This window comes from Paenibacillus sp. KACC 21273, from assembly GCF_028736095.1.
GTDB classification, from domain to species: domain Bacteria; phylum Bacillota; class Bacilli; order Paenibacillales; family Paenibacillaceae; genus Saccharibacillus; species Saccharibacillus kyungheensis.
In genome coordinates this window covers 3267774-3285370 of sequence record NZ_CP117876.1, presented here as the reverse complement: position 1 = coordinate 3285370, position 17597 = coordinate 3267774, and the positions used below count along the sequence as shown (strand labels likewise).

Below are 17597 nucleotides of genomic sequence, written 5' to 3'. Positions count from 1 at the left end.
TCATTACAGACTGCTTAACTTTTCAAACCAGTGAAAATTTCATATAATAGAACATGGACAGATGTTCTGATGGGTTAACCCTTTGGATAACGGGTCACATACCAGTATGCAGAAGGGGGACGAGGAAATGGCATTTATGATCGCACAACGAGCCTTTATCAAATTATATCTAATTTCTATGGTTGAAGAACATCATGGGTATGGATATGAGATGCTAGAAGAGATGAAAGCACGATTTGAGTCGTTTGGTTATTCTCCTCCACAGAGCGAAATTTATCGGGCTTTGCACGAATTGGTGCATGATGGTGTGCTTTACCGAACCAAGCAATTGAAAGGGAATGATCCCAAAGTAGATTTTCAAGAGATTGTTATCTATCACTTTACCGATGATGGACATGAGAAAGCGAATCTCTACAAAAAACAAGTCAAAGTGGATCTCGATCGTTGTATTGGTATGCTCACCAAAGCCGCCACAGACAATTATAAATAAAGTCCTAAAAGGATTAATCTGCAAGAAACAAAGCAACCTCCTTGCCGGAAAGTTAAAATCATTTAATTTAAAACGAAGGGAAGGAATACAATCATGACTGAACGTAAATTAAAGTGGGGCATTATGAGCACCGCCGGGATTGCTGTAAGCGCCGTCATCCCTTCTATTCATGAGTCATTACGTAATGAGACACTGGCTATCGCAAGTCGCTCTCTAGAACTGGCACAAGTGGTTGCAGAACAATGTAATATTCCAAGAGCTTATGGTAGTTATGAAGAATTATTAGCAGATCCTGATATTGATGCAGTCTATATCCCATTGCCGAACCATTTGCACAAAGAATGGACGATCAAGTCTGCGGAAGCCGGCAAGCATGTATTATGCGAAAAGCCTGCGGCACTGGATGCACAGGAAGCGGCTGAAATGGTAGATGTCTGTCGCAAGTCAGGCGTACTATTTGCTGAAGGATTTATGTATCGTTATCATCCCAAGCATGCACGTGTGCGGGATATTATTGAATCAGGTGAAATAGGAACGATTCGTTCGATGCATGGACGATTCACATCTAACAATGCTGAAGATATTGATAATGTGCGCTATCGTCGTGAAATGGGTGGCGGTTCGTTATACGATCTGGGTGTCTATCCTGTATCTGCTGCGCGTATGTACTTTGGATCAGAACCTGTCGCAGTGACGGTTCAAGGTTTCTTTTCTGCCAAGCATGATCATGTTGATATGATGGCTTCCGGTCTGATTGAATTTCCCGGATCAGCGGCGTTAACATTTGAATGTGGAATGTGGGCGTACCCTAGCTGTGCTCTAGAAATTGTAGGTACCAAAGGACGGATCAAATTACCGTATGCTTTTGGACGCAATGATAGCGAAGGCGAGCCTCAAGTGATGATCTATACCGATGAAGGTAAACGCGAAGAAAATGTACAAGTAGCGAATCATTTCGCTCTTCAAGTCGATGCGTTCGCGGCGGCTGTCATCGATGGCACACCATTGCCTTACAGCCCTGAAGATGCTATTCGCAATACAAAAGTAATCGCGGCATGCCTAGAATCTGCTAAACGCGGAGAAAAAATCCGTTTGGTTTAGCGTTTGGCAATATAAACGCTAATTCTTCTAATGAAAAGTGATTTTTGCAACGCAAAATATCTTACATTAAGCGTTTGGCAATATAAACGCGACTTCTCTAATAAAAAGTGATTTTCGCCAAGCAGACTATCTTACATCTTACAATAAGAAAAGGGGAATTTGTTCATGTCTAATCTTACCAGCGCTTCTGAACAATCGTATCAAGGAGAACCTGCTATTGTATTGACGTATGCTAAGCAAGAAGCGATTGTATTACCAGCGATTGGAGCCAATCTTATTGCTTATCGTGATCATGAAAAAGGATATCGTTTTTTGCGTGAACCCAAAGAAAATGAGATGGATGCTTTTCGTGCTAATCCAGGGGTAAATGGGATTCCCGTTCTTTTCCCACCGAATCGCTATGAAGATGGAACATTTACATGGAATGGCAAAACATATACTTTCCCGATCAATGAAGTAGAAACACATAATCATTTGCATGGATTTTTGCATACCATTCCTTGGAATGTGGATGTGTACGAAGCTAATGAACAATCCAGTTCTGTATTGCTTAGTGTAAGTGTAGATGAACACCATGAAGTATATAAATATTTCCCACATCAATTTACAGTGAAGTTGAAATATACATTGTCTGTCGATGGATTGTTGCAACAAATACAAATCCGCAATGACGGCGCAGAAGATATGCCAGTGATGCTTGCTTTCCATACCGCGTTAAATGCTCCTTTTGCGAAAGATAGTTCGTCAGAAGATATGTCATTTAAAGCGACTATTGGTAAGCGTTATCAGATGACAGAGCGTATGTTACCAACTGGCGAATTCCAACCATTGTCAGCATGGGAAGAACAGTTCCAAGCAGATGGAGCGAATCCTTCTGGTGAAGAAGCAGACAATCACTATACAGCTGTACCTCAGCGTGGACGTAACTTTACCGAAATTACAGATACACGTCTGGGTGTAACATTAGTCTATGATGTAGGAACAGCATATAAGCACTGGATGATCTGGAACAATATTGCGTGTGGTGAATTTATCTGCCCTGAGCCACAGACTAATCTGGTGAATGCACCTAATGTAGATCTACCTGATGATGAAAAAGGATTATACCGTCTACAACAAGGTGAAATCTGGGAAGAAAGTTCTCGTTTGTATACCATTCAGAAGTAACAGATATAGCAGTGTTCTGGGAAGTGAACTTGAACATAATATCAAAAACGCTATCGATAGATTGATAGCGTTTTTTTATGCTTTTTTACAGCGGTTTATAAATTTACATTGCGTTAATATTAGTGAGGTTTAGAATTCACAAATGATCGGTATATTGAATATGGTTGTTGATACATATATTTTCTAATTGATAAAAAAGGGGATTTGTACAAAATGAAACAAACGATGAAAAAAATGATTACGATTGCGGCGCTTGCTGGAATCACATTGACAGGTGGAGTATCGCAGACTGCACTTGCTCAGGATGATGGCATGACCGCTTTGAATCAACCGGCTAAAGTAAAAAATGTTATTTTCTTAATTGGTGATGGTATGGGGCCTTCTTATATGACTGCTTACCGTTACTTTAAAGATAACCCTGCAACAAAAACAGTTGAGAAAACAGCTTTTGATGCTTATCTTGTAGGGGCGCAGACTACATATCCTGAAGACGATGCAGAAAATATTACCGATTCGGCTTCAGCTGCAACAGCAATGTCAGGCGGAGTCAAAACATACAATGCTGCAATCGCAGTAGATAACGACAAATCCAACGTCAAAACGGTGTTGGAACAAGCGAAAGAAAACGGTAAGTCTACCGGGCTTGTAGCAACTTCGGAGATCACACATGCGACTCCAGCGGCTTTTGGTGCTCATGATCCGAGTCGTAAAAATATGGCTGGAATTGCTGATGATTATTTTGATGAAATGATCAATGGTAAGCATAAAGTTGATGTACTGCTAGGTGGAGGAAAAGACTATTTTGTACGTAAAGACCGTAATCTAACGGAAGAGTTCAAAAAAGCGGGCTATTCTTATGTAACAGATCGCAATGGCTTGTTGAACAATAATACTACTCAATTGCTAGGATTGTTCGCTCCAGGTGGATTGGACAAAGCGATTGATCGCACGAACAAAACACCTTCATTAGAAGAGATGACCAATGCAGCGATCAAACGTCTGGATCAAAATGATAAAGGATTCTTCTTGATGGTAGAAGGCAGTCAGATCGACTGGGCAGGTCATGATAATGATGTGGTTGGCGCAATGAGCGAAATGGGCGATTTCGAAAAAGCGTACAAAGCAGCAATCGACTTTGCTAAAAAAGATGGTGAAACATTAGTCGTAGCAACAGCAGATCACTCTACAGGCGGAATGACATTAGGTGCTGGTGGTGAATATAATTTCAAAGTAGAATCGTTAAAAGCAGCTAAACGTACACCTGACTTTATGGCGAATGAAATCGCGAAAGGTGCCAATGTAAAAAGCACACTAAGAAAATATATCTCTATCCCGTTAACCGCAGCAGAGATTCAATCTGTACAAAAAGCAGCTGTGAAAAAAGATGTAACTACTATTGATAATGCGATTGAGAAGATTTTTGATACGCGTTCCTTTACAGGGTGGACAACAGGCGGACATACAGGTGAAGATGTTCCTGTATATGCTTTTGGCCCACAAAAAGAAAGATTTGCTGGCTTAATCGATAATACAGATAACGCTAAAATTATCTTTTCTTTATTAAAACAATAATCATTGTACATGAATAAATAAACAAATGAACAAGCTCTCTTCTTACCTTGCAGACGTAATAGTCGAAGGTAGGGATGGGGCTTGTTTTTTTGCTTTTGATAGATCATGTTGAAGTAATTTAGACATCTAAATGAAGTAAATGAAACGAAAAAATCTAAATCGTAATTATTTTGTTTAAATAGGTTGACAAGAGGAATAGCATAGGAGTAAAGTTATTCAGGTGGTATTCGTAAAAATTACGATAAGAACGGAAACAATGAAAGGAGCGCTATATCTTGTTATTAGCTTCGATGCAAGACGTTATCTTTGGATATGATCGTGAACCGGTAGTTAATCGATTATCGATGGAAATATATAGTAATGAATTTTTGGCGTTAAGCGGCCCCAATGGTGCTGCCAAAACCACGTCACTCAAATTATTGTTAGGCATATTAAAACCTTGGAGTGGACAAGTACAGATTAAGCGCAATGAAAAAGGATCCAAACCTGTAATCGGTTATGTACCTCAGCAGGTATCTTCATTTAATAGTGGATTTCCAAGTACAGTCTATGAACTGGTTCGTTCCGGTTGTCATATGAATCTTGGATTATTTCGACGCTTTGGCCCTCAGCAAGCTCAATTGGTTCAATCTTCACTAGAAGCGGTAGGCATGTGGGAATTGCGCGATCGTAAAATAGGAGAATTATCTGGCGGACAAAAGCAACGTGTCTGTATCGCTCGTGCACTTGCTCAAGAACCCGATGTTTTGATTCTGGATGAACCGACAACAGGGATGGATTTGGAAAGCCGTAAAGGATTTTATGAATTGATGCGTCATCATGTGCAAAAACATGGACGTACTGTAGTGATGGTAACACACGGACTAGAAGAAGCAGAGCCGTATTTGGATCGTATTATTCGTTTGGAGAGAGAGGAGGGTGGAGGATGGGCATGTTTGACTACGAGTTCATGCAGCGCGCGTTTTGGGCCGGAGGAATGATTGCTGTTATCGCTCCACTGCTCGGCGTTTACCTTGTTTTGCGCAGACAGGTATTAATGGCTGATACGCTTTCCCACGTATCTTTGGCAGGCGTAGCGATAGGTGCTGTACTTGGTTTCAACCCATCAATTGGTGGATTTATTATCGCTTTATTAGGCTCATTGATTATCGAACGATTAAGACGTAATTTTCGTGGATATGGAGAAGTATCTGTGGCTGTGATTATGACAGGTGGTCTAGCACTGGCATTGGTATTAATGAGTATGAGCTCATCGTTAACCCGTAGCTTTAGTTCTTATCTCTTTGGTTCGATTGTAGCCGTCAGCACCACGCAACTATGGATTATAGGCACTGTCTTTGCACTTGTTATTATTTACTGGGTAAGTATGAGACGTCCATTATATAACCTAACATTTGATGAAGAAACTGCACAGATCGGTGGTACTCATGTACGCTGGTTATCACAGACATTTGCTGTATTAACAGGAATGACCGTAGCAGCAGCGATGCCGATTGTAGGCGTGTTGTTAGTATCTGCTTTGATGGCTTTACCGGCTGCTCTAGCGCTTCGATTTGCCAAAGGATTTACATCTGCACTTATTATTGCTGTAGCGATTGGTCTGATCGGCATGTTCGGAGGATTAACGACTTCGTATTATGTGAATACCCCGCCCGGTGCTACAGTAGCGCTATTACTGCTTACGTTCTTATTAGTAGGCATGGGGATTCAACGTATCTATTATCGCTTAAATCGTAACAACAGTGATGGATATACACCTGATATTGATAGTCGCCGATTCTGGCAACGACAAAATCGTAGCGAGCAAAATAGCAAAGTGAAAACACAAGTGTTGAATAAACGATAAATCCTATCAACACATATCATATATAAATAAAGAGGAATCAGGAGAGGTGAGTGATTACACATGAATATGAAAAAAAAGAGTTGGATCAAACTTCCTTTAATCGCTTTGTTAAGTATGAGTACGTTGCTGGCAGCTTGTGGTAATAATTCCGATTCAGCATCATCAACAGCAGGTACGAGTAGTTCTACCGCAAGTGGAGATAAGTTACATATCGTGACTAGCTTTTATCCAATGCAAGAATTCACTTCCAAAGTTGCCGGTGATCTAGCCGATGTACAGGTGTTAGTTCCTGCAGGTACAGAACCTCATGATTGGGAACCTACTGCTCAAGATATCGCTAAAATGACCGATGCTGATATGCTCGTATATAACGGTGGTGGCGTAGAGTCATGGATCGATCAAGTGAAAGATACATTAGGAGATAGTGGTCCCAAATTAGTCGATGCAAGTAACGGGATTCAACTGATGGCAAGTACAGAAGAAGAACATGAAGGCGAAGAAGCAGGTCATGAAGAAGAACATGCTACTGAAGAAGCTCATGATCATGGAGAATTTGATCCGCATGTGTGGTTGTCTCCTATCCAGGCACAGACTGAAGTACGTAATATCGAAACTGGTTTGACTGCGCTTGATCCTAACCATGCAGCCGATTATAAAAAGAATGCAGATGCGTATATTGCAGAACTGCAAAAGTTAGATGCTGAATACAAAGCAGGTCTATCTAACGTAAAACGCAAAGACTTTATTACGCAACATGCTGCTTTTGCTTATTTGGCCCATGATTACGGTCTGACTCAAGTACCGATTGCAGGTCTATCCCCTGAACAAGAACCATCCGCTGAAGCAATGGCTAAAATCGTAGATTTTGCTAAACAAAATAATGTAAAAACGATTTTCTTTGAAACATTGGTTTCTTCTAATGTAGCCAAAACAATTGCAGATGAAGTCGGTGCCAAAACGGCTGTACTGAATCCATTAGAAGGCTTAACAAGTGAAGAAACGTCTGCTGGTGAAAATTACATCTCAGTCATGCGTACTAACTTAGCAGCGCTTGAAAAAGCTTTAAATGAATAATAACGTATGTATACGTTAATGTTTGCGTTGCGTTTATCATTATATATCTAATCTTAAAGACAGTTTCTCTATCGTATATAGAGGCTGTCTTTTTTGTTATACATAGAGATGTGTAAGGCGTTATCAAAAATATCGATCAGATGGTGAAAGAAAATTTTATGAACAATTTTACATATTTTATTAGTTGCAAAGATTGACTTCATTCGTAACGGGGTATAAAATAGTAAGTATAAGAACTACAGAGTTTCGTGAGTACTATAAAGTTTTTAGGCGTTTCAATAGAGAGAAAATGTGTGAAAGTATAGTGCAGAAGAGGTTATGAATTATGGTAGAAGAACGTAAACGTTTGATTCTTGTAGCAGGAGGGCAGTTGTTTGCAGAAAAAGGTTATTTCTCAACAACTGTGCAGGATATAGCAGAACAATGTAATATGTCCAAAGCCTCGATCTATAAGTTATTTGAATCGAAAGAAGACATTTTGTTGCAGATTGTGAAGCAGATGCATGAAGAGATTTTATTAGCAGCGAATCGATTACATTTTGAAGATCATGTATCACCCAAAGAACAATTTACGCAGAAACTCGTAGTACAATTTCAAGAATTTGTGTTAAAGCATGAGTTTTTTTTAGTATTGAATCAGACTATGCCACTAGAGTTAAGCACACAAATTCGCACAGCGATGTTACAGTTCAAGCGCACCATGTTGAACTGGCAAAAAGAAGCGATCCTTCAGGCTTTTGGGAACAAAGTAGAGCCGATTGTGTGGGATTTAGCCCTGTGTATGCAAGGAATTGTGAAAGAATTTATGTTTTTATTACGTTGGAACAACAACACTGTTTTTGAGTTGTCTGCTTTATCTGAATTTGTTGTTGAAAGTCTGGAAGCTATGATCCAAAAACATAGTCACAGTGTGCCTTTAGTTACCGAGCAAATGGCGCAACAATTCGATTTGTCTGTTCCAGATGTTAGACAGAAGTATTTTGGCGAAAGTGAATGGCGTAAAGTGATGCGAGAACTAAATCTAGCGATTCATCAACGTTCGCCTGAATCTAATCGTCCTGATCTGATTGCCGCAACTGAAAGATTAAACACAGAACGCAAAAAGGTTATACCACAAACATTTATGATGGAAGCATTAATCGCATATTTACAGAAGAGAGAAGAGCTTCAACAGGAAGTAGCTCAACTACAACATGTATATCGTGCAACATGGGAGGAAAAGAAAGATGGAGAATATCTCAACACAGAATAAGCCGAAATTAAACGTTACGCTTATTGTTGCTATTATGCTAGCAGGTGCTTTTGTAGCCATACTGAATCAGACGCTACTGGTCACTGCATTACCGCATATTATGGCTGATCTGAATATTGATGCAACAGCAGCCCAATGGTTAACAACGATTTTTATGTTAGTCAACGGAATTATGATTCCAATTACAGCGTATTTGATTGATAAATTTTCAACACGGGCGCTTTTTATTACGTCTGTAGGATTATTTGCATTAGGAACATTCATCGCAGCGATTTCACCTAACTTTGGAACATTGTTAGTAGGTCGTGTCGTACAGGCAGCAGGAGCAGGTATTATTATGCCGCTGATGCAAACTGTATTTTTAGTTATTTTTCCAAAAGAAAAACGTGGTGCCGCAATGGGTATGATCGGTCTGGTCATTTCATTTGCCCCGGCTATCGGACCTACATTGTCAGGTTGGATCGTAGATTCTTACTCATGGCGTACACTGTTCTACATTATTTTACCTATCGCAGTGATCGACCTTGTGATTGCTGTATTTGCTCTCAAAAATGTAAGTGAACTTCGTAATCCTAAGCTAGATATGACTTCAGTAACGTTATCGACACTTGGATTCGGTGGTTTACTGTACGGATTCAGTAGTGCTTCCAAAGGCTGGAGTGATCCAACTGTTATTATTAGTATTTTAATAGGTGCAATCAGTTTGTATCTATTTGTAACTCGTCAATTCAAGTTAAAAGAACCATTGTTAGAATTCCGCGTATTTAAAGATCGTGTATTTACCGTTTCGATGATTATTACAGTAATCGTATTTACCGCGATGATCGGTGCATCAACATTGATGCCTTTGTATATTCAAAATGCACGTCATATGTCGGCATTACATTCAGGATTGATTGTGTTACCTGGTGCGATCTTAATGGGAATTATGTCGCCGATTACAGGACGTATTTTTGATAAATACGGTGCGAAAGTAATCAGTACGATCGGTCTGGTGTTAATGGCGGGTGGAACGATTCCATTTGCGTTCTTAACGTCTACCACTTCGATTACTTATATTACGATTATGTTTACATTGCGCATGTTCGGGATGTCGATGGTATTGATGCCTGTAACAACAGCAGGTCTGAACCAATTGCCTACACATCTGTTATCTCACGCATCAGCGATGAATAATACATTACGTCAAGTTGGTGGCTCAATCGGAACAGCCGTATTGATTACAATTTTGACGAATGCTAGTTCTTCATCTGCTCTATTAGGAAATTCTACTGAAAATGCTTTGATTCATGGTACCAATATGGCATTTTTAGTGGCTTCGGGCTTATCGGTGTTAGCATTAATTTTAATTTTCTTCTTAAAAGAACCACCACATAAACGTACAGCTTCACAAGAAGAAAAAGCTTCATCGTCTCAAATGAGCAACAAACGCAAAGCTGTTTCTCAATCATAAAATAGCTTGTAATACAGATAGACAAAATACCTATTGTTCACATTCGTTGTAGGATGACAATAGGTATTTTAATATACTTAATTATTTTTAGTATATTACTTGCATAAAATTGAATTGGTTACTATAATATATATAGTCACATTAAATAATATGAACGATAAAGAGAATAGGAGAGATATCCTTTGAATACAAAATACAAATCTTTATTTGAACCTTTCCAACTGAATGACGGTATCGAATTAAAAAATCGTATTGTCCTTGCTCCTATGACACATTTTTCTTCTAATACAGATGCTACTGTATCTGATGCAGAACTTGAATATTATGCACGCCGTACAGCAGGTGTAGGCTTGGCTGTAACAGCGGTTGCTTATGTAACCAAAGGCGGTATCGGTTTCCAAAATCAATTCGGCGCAACAGGTGCTGAATTTACAGAAGGTCTACGCAAACTAGCGACAACGTTGAAATCTAACGGTGCCAAAGCTGTTTTGCAAATTTTCCATGCTGGTCGTCTAAGCCCTCCTGATCTAGTGAATGGCGATGTAGCGGCTCCAAGTGCTATTCCCACAGATCGTACGAATGATGGTACAGAAGCTCCAGCTCCTCGTGAATTGTCAGCTCAAGAAATCGATGATATCATTGTTGATTTTGGTAAAGCAACTGCAAATGCAATTGAAGCTGGATTTGACGGTGTAGAGATTCATGGTGCTAACGGATACTTGGTGCAACAATTCTTTTCCCCACATGCGAACCGTCGTGAAGACAAATGGGGCGGAAGCTTAGAAAAACGTCTGACTTTCCCATTAGCTGTGGTAGACGAAGTACAACGCGCAGTCAAAGAACATGCTAAAGGACCTTTTATCGTAGGCTACCGTTTCTCTCCAGAAGAACCAGAAACACCTGGTATCACAATGGCGGATACATTGACATTGATCGATGCGCTAGCTGAGAAAAACTTGAGCTACTTGCATGTATCTCTTATGGAATATGCTTCTACTCCACGGCGTGGTGTCGATGACAAACGCTCCCGTCTTGAAATTATTCAAGAACGTGTAGGCGCTAAAGTTCCTGTTATCGGTGTAGGTGCTGTTAATACACCTGACGATGCATTAAACGTATTGAATACGGGTGTACCATTGGTAGCACTTGGACGCGAATTGATCGTAGATCCAGACTGGGTAGAAAAAGTAGAATCCGGTCGTGAGTCAGAAATCGATTATTCGTTAACTAAGCATGATCAAGATCGTCTGGTCGTTCCAGATCCATTGTGGAACTCTATCATGTCTATGACTGGTTGGTTCCCGGTGAAAGATGCAGAAGAATCAAGCACATTAACGAAATAAGCATGCAATATACAGACTGTTCTTTTTCTGCTACGGTAGAAGAAGGGCAGTCTTTTTTATGATGTAAAACGAATATATATTATGAATAGATAGCTGTTATTGGCTTAGACAGAAGACATATAGAATTGTAAAGAAAGAAGGAAAATAGCAATGATCTATGATTACCATGTTCATACAAATCATTCGTTTGATTCACGCGCTGTGATGAGTGACGTATGTGCAGAAGCAGTAGAGCGTGGACTGCAAGAGATTTGTTTTACAGAACATTATGCAGTCAATCCTGTATTGCCTACGTACGGGCATTTAGACTTTACACAGTATTTGGCAGAGATCGAAAGGTGTAAACAGCAATATGAAGGAAAGTTAATCATCAAAGCAGGCATTGAATTGTGTGAACCTCATTATATGCAGACGCAATACGAAGAAGCACTGGCGCATCAACCGCTCGATTTTATTCTCGGATCTGTACATAATATGAACGAACGCAAGCTAAGACTTTTCCTTGCTCAAGAAGGTATCGATCATTATGAATTGTATTTTAGAGAAGTATTACAGATGGTACAGCATGCAGATATTGATATGATTGCTCATCTAGATTTGTTGAAAAGGTACGCAGTAGGTAATATCGGAAATTATAAGCTGAGTGATTATGAAGACGTTATCGAAGCGATATTGCAGACTGCGATCACACGTCATATCGGTATCGAAATCAATACGTCTGGCTGGCGTGGTGGAGCAGGAGAGCCTTTTCCTTCCAAAGAAGTATTGCAGTTATATCGTCAAATGGGTGGAGAATTACTAACGATCGGTTCTGATTCACATTTTGTAGAACATACAGGAGCAGAGATTAGTGATGCTATACAACTGGCAAAAGAATGTGGATTCAAGGCTATATATACGTATAACCAAAGACAACCACAAGCTGTTGCACTAGATAAATACTATTTTGATAAGAAATAGATTCAAAGCAACAGGGTGGATAAGGTCATCTTAGCAGGTGTCTATCAAGCCATTCACTGATAATTCAGTACATGTCAGTAGATATATAAAATAAGAAAAAAAGTTCAAGATAGAAAAAAGCTCAAGATAGAGACTGACTTTTCTCTATCTTGAGCTTATACGTATTCTCTGTAACCTATCTTATTTATTACTATAGTCAAATGACTGATCAAGTACGCAATTTGTTGTCAGATATAATGTTAATTGCTGTACGTATTGCCTTGCTCATCTACATAGACAGACTTCACTAATGTACGACGATAAGGATAACCTGCTTCTGTATAACCATCAATATCGGTTGTCACTACATAAATAGACGGTGTATTGGTAACAGGCGTAGTCACCGATTCTGAAGTAGCCATCGAGCGATTGCTACGTTCTGTAGGAGGAGCAAGCTTGCTACCGTCTGGATGGTAATAGTTCACTGTATAGTTCAGGTGAGTGCGTTGTTGATCCAGACCTTCTGTATTTACATTCATACGTAGTTGGTTGTTAGAAAGATTTGTTTTCAATTCGGCTTGCTCTGCACCCGGTGTATAGACGGCTGTCATTAGATAAGCGCCTTTCGTTGCACTGGTTGCTTGTACTTTCCATTCTCCTGCTTCAGGTTGTGGTAAAGTAACTAGCTGGTGATAAGCCCCATGGAAAAATTCATCGTCTGGAGTAGATTGCAATTTGAATTTTTGCAGTTTACCACTTGGGGAGATCAGTTCTAAATGTGTTAATGGTTGATCGCTGATCCAATCAAGCGAGATTTGATTTACATTATTTTCGACAGTTAAGATTTCATTGGCTGTGCCGGAATGTTGACCTCCGCGAATATAATATTGTCCATGACCTTCTTCCGAAGTAGCACTATTAGTATTGGTCGAAGGAGAAGATTGAGTCATATAATTAACAGATGCAGGGGTGTCCTGTATATCTGAGTCTGCGTTATACGTGTCTTTGGTTACCGCAGAAGGAGCATGTAGACTAGCAACAGCAGCAGGCACCGTACCTAGATAAGATTTAAATAGATCAAAAGTAAAAGACCCTGTACGAACAGTCTTATGATTCCAAGCACCAGACTGAATCAATGTAGCACCTGGCAATAGAGCGCTCTCTGTAGTCACAACACCATCATTACTACCGAACAATGATAAGTACGACCCACCGAATGTATAAGAAGCTTTACCAGAGCCAGACCATTTATTACCGCTCATTGTGTAAAAAGGAACTTTATTAACATCAGGATCTTTTGCCATTTCAGAGCGGAAATAATCCATATACGATGTCTGAAGGGAGCTAGTTCCCGGACTTTGCGATCCTACAAGATCTGCTAACCATCCTGCCCAACTGCTATAAGCTAGATCGGCTAATTGTGAGCCATGATGGGGTGTACTGAGTGTAATGACGCGAGAAACATAAGGGTAAGCATTATAACGCACTAACGCAGATTGGGTATCTACTCCACCTTTACTGTGAGCCACAATAACTAATTTTTTGCCAAAATATTTGCTGATTTCTTGAATTTTGCTCGCAAGTAATTCTCCGTCTTTCCACATGTCTTCCGGTGTGCCTGTAATATCGTACATATTGATAAAAGCAGTCTCATATCCATTTTTGTATGCGTACTCATACATATCGTTATCTTCATACCAGACATTCGCTTTACTGGTCAGACCATGTACAAATAAAATAGCAGGTTTGTTGGGAGAAACATTGGCAGGAGTCTGTCCTGTTGCCCATGCACCCGGTGAAGGTGCTACTACAGGATTGATGGGAGCCATCCATGCTTGTTGTGGCAAAGCAGTTAATCCAAGAATCATTGTAAAAGATACCCCTAAAAGCGTGCGCTTGATGTTCATTATATTCCTCCTGTAATGTGGTCTGGATAATAAGTATTATCCTCAGGAAGATTTTAATTTTGAAATATTAGAAGCGATACTTATTTATGTATAAAATGGTTTTACAAATCTAGTTTTTTTATTGGAAAATTAATACATAATCGATCATCTGATTATACAGATATGCTTATTATTAATAAAAATTTAAAATTTTTATAGCTGAAATGAAAAGATGAGAGGTATATTTTTAGAAATCTGGTTATAATAGAATTCGTGAACATGCCATATTCACTTTGGACGATAGCAAAGAGATCATCTGTTGTTAGCGATCTCTACTATAACAGTACTATTAGCAATAGAATTGTTGCTCTACACGTCCATATCGTTCATTTTCGATGAGCGGATATTGAGTTTGGCAAAGTATGTAACAAAAAGTACAAGCGCAGAGAAAGAAGGGGCAAAGTGCATGAATAAGTTAGAAATGTTGCAAAATCCAAAGCAACGTAAGTTGCTGGTCAGTGCTGGATTTAGCTGGATGTTTGATGCGATGGAAGTGGGAATGATCTCATTTATCGCAGCAGCACTTGCAAAAGATTGGAATCTTGCACCACAACAAATTGGTTATCTTACCAGTATCAACTCGGTAGGTATGGCAGTAGGTGCGGCAACTGCTGGATATCTAGCAGATCGTTATGGACGTAAATCGATTTTGCTATGGACACTACTCATATTCTCTATTGCTAGTGGATTGTCTGCGTTAGCAACAGGATTTGGAATGTTGTTAGTGTTGCGGTTTATCGCAGGTTTTGGTCTGGGTGGAGAACTTCCTGTTGCTTCTACACTAGTCTCTGAATCTGTATCGGTACAAGATCGCGGACGTGCAGTTGTATTACTTGAAAGTTTCTGGGCATTCGGTTGGATTATTTCAGCGGTTGTTGCGTATTTTGTTATTGCTCAATATGGATGGCAATGGGGCTTTATTATAGGAGCTGTTCCTGCGCTATATGCATTATATTTACGCCGAGCCATCGAAGATTCGCCGAAGTTTGTGAAAAATGGAGCAGGCAGACGTGCTTCGTTTGTGAAAGGATTAGCAGATATTTGGAGCAGTGAACATCGCCGTACAACGATTATGGCGTGGATATTGTGGTTTACGGTTGTTTTTTCTTATTATGGTATGTTCTTATGGTTACCTTCTGTGATGGGATTGAAAGGTTTTACTTTGATCAAAAGTTTTGAGTATGTGTTAATTATGACGTTAGCGCAGTTGCCAGGTTACTTTACAGCTGCTTATTTTATTGAGAAATTCGGTCGTAAATTTGTATTGATTGTATATCTTATTTTGACAGCGGTTAGTGCAATTTGGTTTGGATTTGCTACCACGACAGCATCGTTATTAATGGCAGGAATTTGTTTGTCCTTCTTTAATCTAGGAGCATGGGGCGGATTATATGCGTATACTCCTGAATTGTATCCAACTAAAGTACGCTCAACCGGTGTAGGTATGGCGGCTGCATTTGGACGTATAGGTGGAGTTATTGCTCCATTTCTGGTAGGGATGCTGGTAGGTAAAGGGGTAGCGATTAGTACGATTTTCACTATCTTTTTCGTTACGATTCTTATCGGAGTAGCCGCAGTTGCTTTTCTCGGGAAAGAAACCAAAGGGTTAGAACTGGACTGATAAAGTGGAGGCCAAGCCATGAAATATTCATTTATGACTGATATCGAAGTGTTACTCGCTTATGAAAGTATTCGTAATACCAAATCCCGATACTGCCGTCTTATTGATACGAAACAGTGGGATGAATTAGGCAGTGTATTTGCTCCTAATGCAGTAGCTGATTTCAGCACAGAAGGCAATCCGATTCCTTTGTTAGAGGGCAGGGATATCATTGTAAAAGTATTCAAAGACCTCGTTCATCCTGCGGAAACGGTGCATCAGGTACATAGTGCCGAAATTGAATTGATTTCTGCAACCGAAGCAAAAGTGATCTCGCCGATGGAGGATTACGTCACTTTTCCAGAAGGAAGCGAACATCTATCATTTCACGGGTATGGTTATTACTATGAGACGTTTGTAGCGATAGATGGTCAATGGTATATTCAACATACACGATTGGAACGGTTGAAATTTGATGTGATCTAGTGCTGAATAAGTAAGCTCACCATAATGGTATTGCTCTTATCATCACGAAAATAAAAAAGCCTTTATAGTGGAGTTGTAGCTATAAAGGCTTTTTGGTTTGCAGTTTTTATGAAATGAGTAGTTGATCTGATAGAAGTAACCCGACTATTTGCATAAATCATTGTTAATATGTTCGTTAGATAGAATATCTTCGTTTGCATTCTATAAAATAAACTACCAATAATTATAATTCTAGTCGTTATCATTAAACAGCTCATCCAGAATTCTTTTTGGATTTTCCAGAAATCGTCTGGTGATCTGGTAATGATCGGTATCCTGATAGTCTACCGGTTGTAAACGATCTTGATCAAAGCTAATAATCTCAGCATCAGGGTAGCCGAGTAAGATTGGGGAGTGGGTAGCGATAATGAACTGCGATCGTGGCGAGAGGTCTTTGATGATCCGCATTAAAGAGAGTTGTCTGGCAGGAGATAGAGCGGCTTCGGGCTCATCTAGCAGATAGATCGATTGTTCACGTGATCTGGTGAACTTTTGCGTAAATAATGATAAAAACGATTCTCCATGAGATTGATGGTGGAGGGACTTGCCACCGTAATTGTTATATCCAGTTGGACATATTTTCTCTGTTTCATCAATATGATTAGCAAAGTTATAAAAAGATTCTGCACGCATAAAAAAACCATTTGTTAATTTGGGAAGCCATGACAGACGTAAATAGTCACCCAAAGCAGACTGAGATTGATCGACTTCATAACTGTTATTACGCGAACCACTTGCTGTATGAAATCCACATTGATAAGCAATTCCTTCTAACAACGTCGATTTACCCGATCCATTTTCACCAACAAAGAATGTAACTGGATGTTCCAGATCAAGCTGATCCATATGCTGAATAAAAGGAATCGAAAATGGATAGCTATCGAAATCTTCAATTTTGTCTTTCAATAACGTAATCTTTCGAAGAGACATGATAAAGAACTCCTTTTTGAGATATCTATCTTTGTGATACCTACGAATCGTTGATATAAATAAAAATGCAGCAACTCATGAGCATCTATAAGCCATCATCAGGTACTACACTTCTAAGACGTACAAAAAGTTAGTTTTGAAACGAAAAATAGCGATCTGATATAGCCATTATTACAGAAAGTCCGCTAAAATCTGCTCTTGATCTAGTGGAGACAATGGGGTTTCCTGTTGCTGAGTATGTATAATTACTTTTAATTCACGCTGTAAATAAATCGAAAATTGATCCGTAGATCAGGCTCATTCCTTAAACGCTTAATACGATAAGCGCTAACTGTTCTTATTCAAAAATAATATTTGCA

Annotated in this window: 15 protein-coding genes; 13 read left to right on the top strand and 2 right to left on the bottom strand. The window is 39.5% G+C overall.

Annotated features, from left to right (window positions below):
• Positions 1-127: 127 nt before the first annotated feature.
• The 11 genes from PQ460_RS14260 to PQ460_RS14210 all read left to right on the top strand — a co-directional run bounded on the left by PQ460_RS14260 (position 128) and on the right by PQ460_RS14210 (position 12258).
• Positions 128-490 (top strand): replication termination protein, encoded by a 363-nt coding sequence (locus tag PQ460_RS14260; RefSeq protein WP_069325894.1) that lies wholly within the window; start codon positions 128-130, stop codon positions 488-490.
• 93 nt (positions 491-583) lie between these two features.
• A complete protein-coding gene (locus PQ460_RS14255; protein WP_204824443.1) occupies positions 584-1591 on the top strand; it encodes a Gfo/Idh/MocA family protein in 1008 nt (335 codons plus the stop codon).
• A 165-nt stretch (positions 1592-1756) separates the two neighbouring features.
• A complete protein-coding gene (locus tag PQ460_RS14250; protein ID WP_274170239.1) occupies positions 1757-2758 on the top strand; it encodes an aldose 1-epimerase in 1002 nt (333 codons plus the stop codon).
• 213 nt (positions 2759-2971) lie between these two features.
• A complete protein-coding gene (locus PQ460_RS14245; protein WP_273615894.1) occupies positions 2972-4330 on the top strand; it encodes an alkaline phosphatase in 1359 nt (452 codons plus the stop codon).
• 275 nt (positions 4331-4605) lie between these two features.
• On the top strand, positions 4606-5310 hold the full coding sequence (locus PQ460_RS14240) for a metal ABC transporter ATP-binding protein (RefSeq protein WP_273615895.1): 705 nt from the start codon (positions 4606-4608) through the stop codon (positions 5308-5310).
• Positions 5256-6176, top strand: a complete 921-nt coding sequence (locus PQ460_RS14235) for a metal ABC transporter permease (RefSeq protein WP_273615896.1) — start codon at positions 5256-5258, stop codon at positions 6174-6176. The genes PQ460_RS14240 and PQ460_RS14235 overlap by 55 nt, the downstream gene beginning before the upstream one ends.
• A 66-nt stretch (positions 6177-6242) precedes the next feature.
• A complete protein-coding gene (locus tag PQ460_RS14230) occupies positions 6243-7250 on the top strand; it encodes a metal ABC transporter substrate-binding protein (protein ID WP_443147160.1) in 1008 nt (335 codons plus the stop codon).
• Between the two features lie 325 nt (positions 7251-7575).
• Positions 7576-8502, top strand: a complete 927-nt coding sequence (locus tag PQ460_RS14225) for a TetR/AcrR family transcriptional regulator (RefSeq protein WP_274170237.1) — start codon at positions 7576-7578, stop codon at positions 8500-8502.
• A complete protein-coding gene (locus PQ460_RS14220; RefSeq protein WP_274170236.1) occupies positions 8477-9955 on the top strand; it encodes an MDR family MFS transporter in 1479 nt (492 codons plus the stop codon). Before PQ460_RS14225 ends, PQ460_RS14220 begins: the two co-directional genes overlap by 26 nt.
• 182 nt (positions 9956-10137) lie before the next feature.
• A complete protein-coding gene (locus tag PQ460_RS14215; RefSeq protein WP_273615900.1) occupies positions 10138-11298 on the top strand; it encodes an NADH-dependent flavin oxidoreductase in 1161 nt (386 codons plus the stop codon).
• Positions 11299-11448: 150 nt separating this feature from the next.
• Entirely contained in the window at positions 11449-12258 is an 810-nt protein-coding gene (locus PQ460_RS14210; protein ID WP_274170235.1) for a histidinol-phosphatase HisJ family protein, read from the top strand.
• A gap of 239 nt (positions 12259-12497) precedes the next feature.
• Here the strand turns inward: PQ460_RS14210 and PQ460_RS14205 are convergent, their stop codons facing one another.
• Positions 12498-14144 carry an esterase/lipase family protein gene (locus PQ460_RS14205; protein WP_274170234.1) on the bottom strand — a complete coding sequence of 549 codons (1647 nt, stop codon included), beginning with the start codon at positions 14142-14144 and terminating at the stop codon, positions 12498-12500.
• Positions 14145-14589: 445 nt separating this feature from the next.
• Here PQ460_RS14205 and PQ460_RS14200 point away from each other — a divergent pair, with 445 nt between their 5' ends.
• Positions 14590-15804 carry an MFS transporter gene (locus PQ460_RS14200; protein ID WP_273615903.1) on the top strand — a complete coding sequence of 405 codons (1215 nt, stop codon included), beginning with the start codon at positions 14590-14592 and terminating at the stop codon, positions 15802-15804.
• Between the two features lie 18 nt (positions 15805-15822).
• On the top strand, positions 15823-16269 hold the full coding sequence (locus PQ460_RS14195; RefSeq protein WP_274170233.1) for a nuclear transport factor 2 family protein: 447 nt from the start codon (positions 15823-15825) through the stop codon (positions 16267-16269).
• A gap of 231 nt (positions 16270-16500) precedes the next feature.
• On the opposite strand, the gene PQ460_RS14190 is transcribed toward PQ460_RS14195, so the two are convergent.
• Positions 16501-17238 carry an AAA family ATPase gene (locus tag PQ460_RS14190; RefSeq protein ID WP_274170232.1) on the bottom strand — a complete coding sequence of 246 codons (738 nt, stop codon included), beginning with the start codon at positions 17236-17238 and terminating at the stop codon, positions 16501-16503.
• Positions 17239-17597 lie beyond the last annotated feature (359 nt).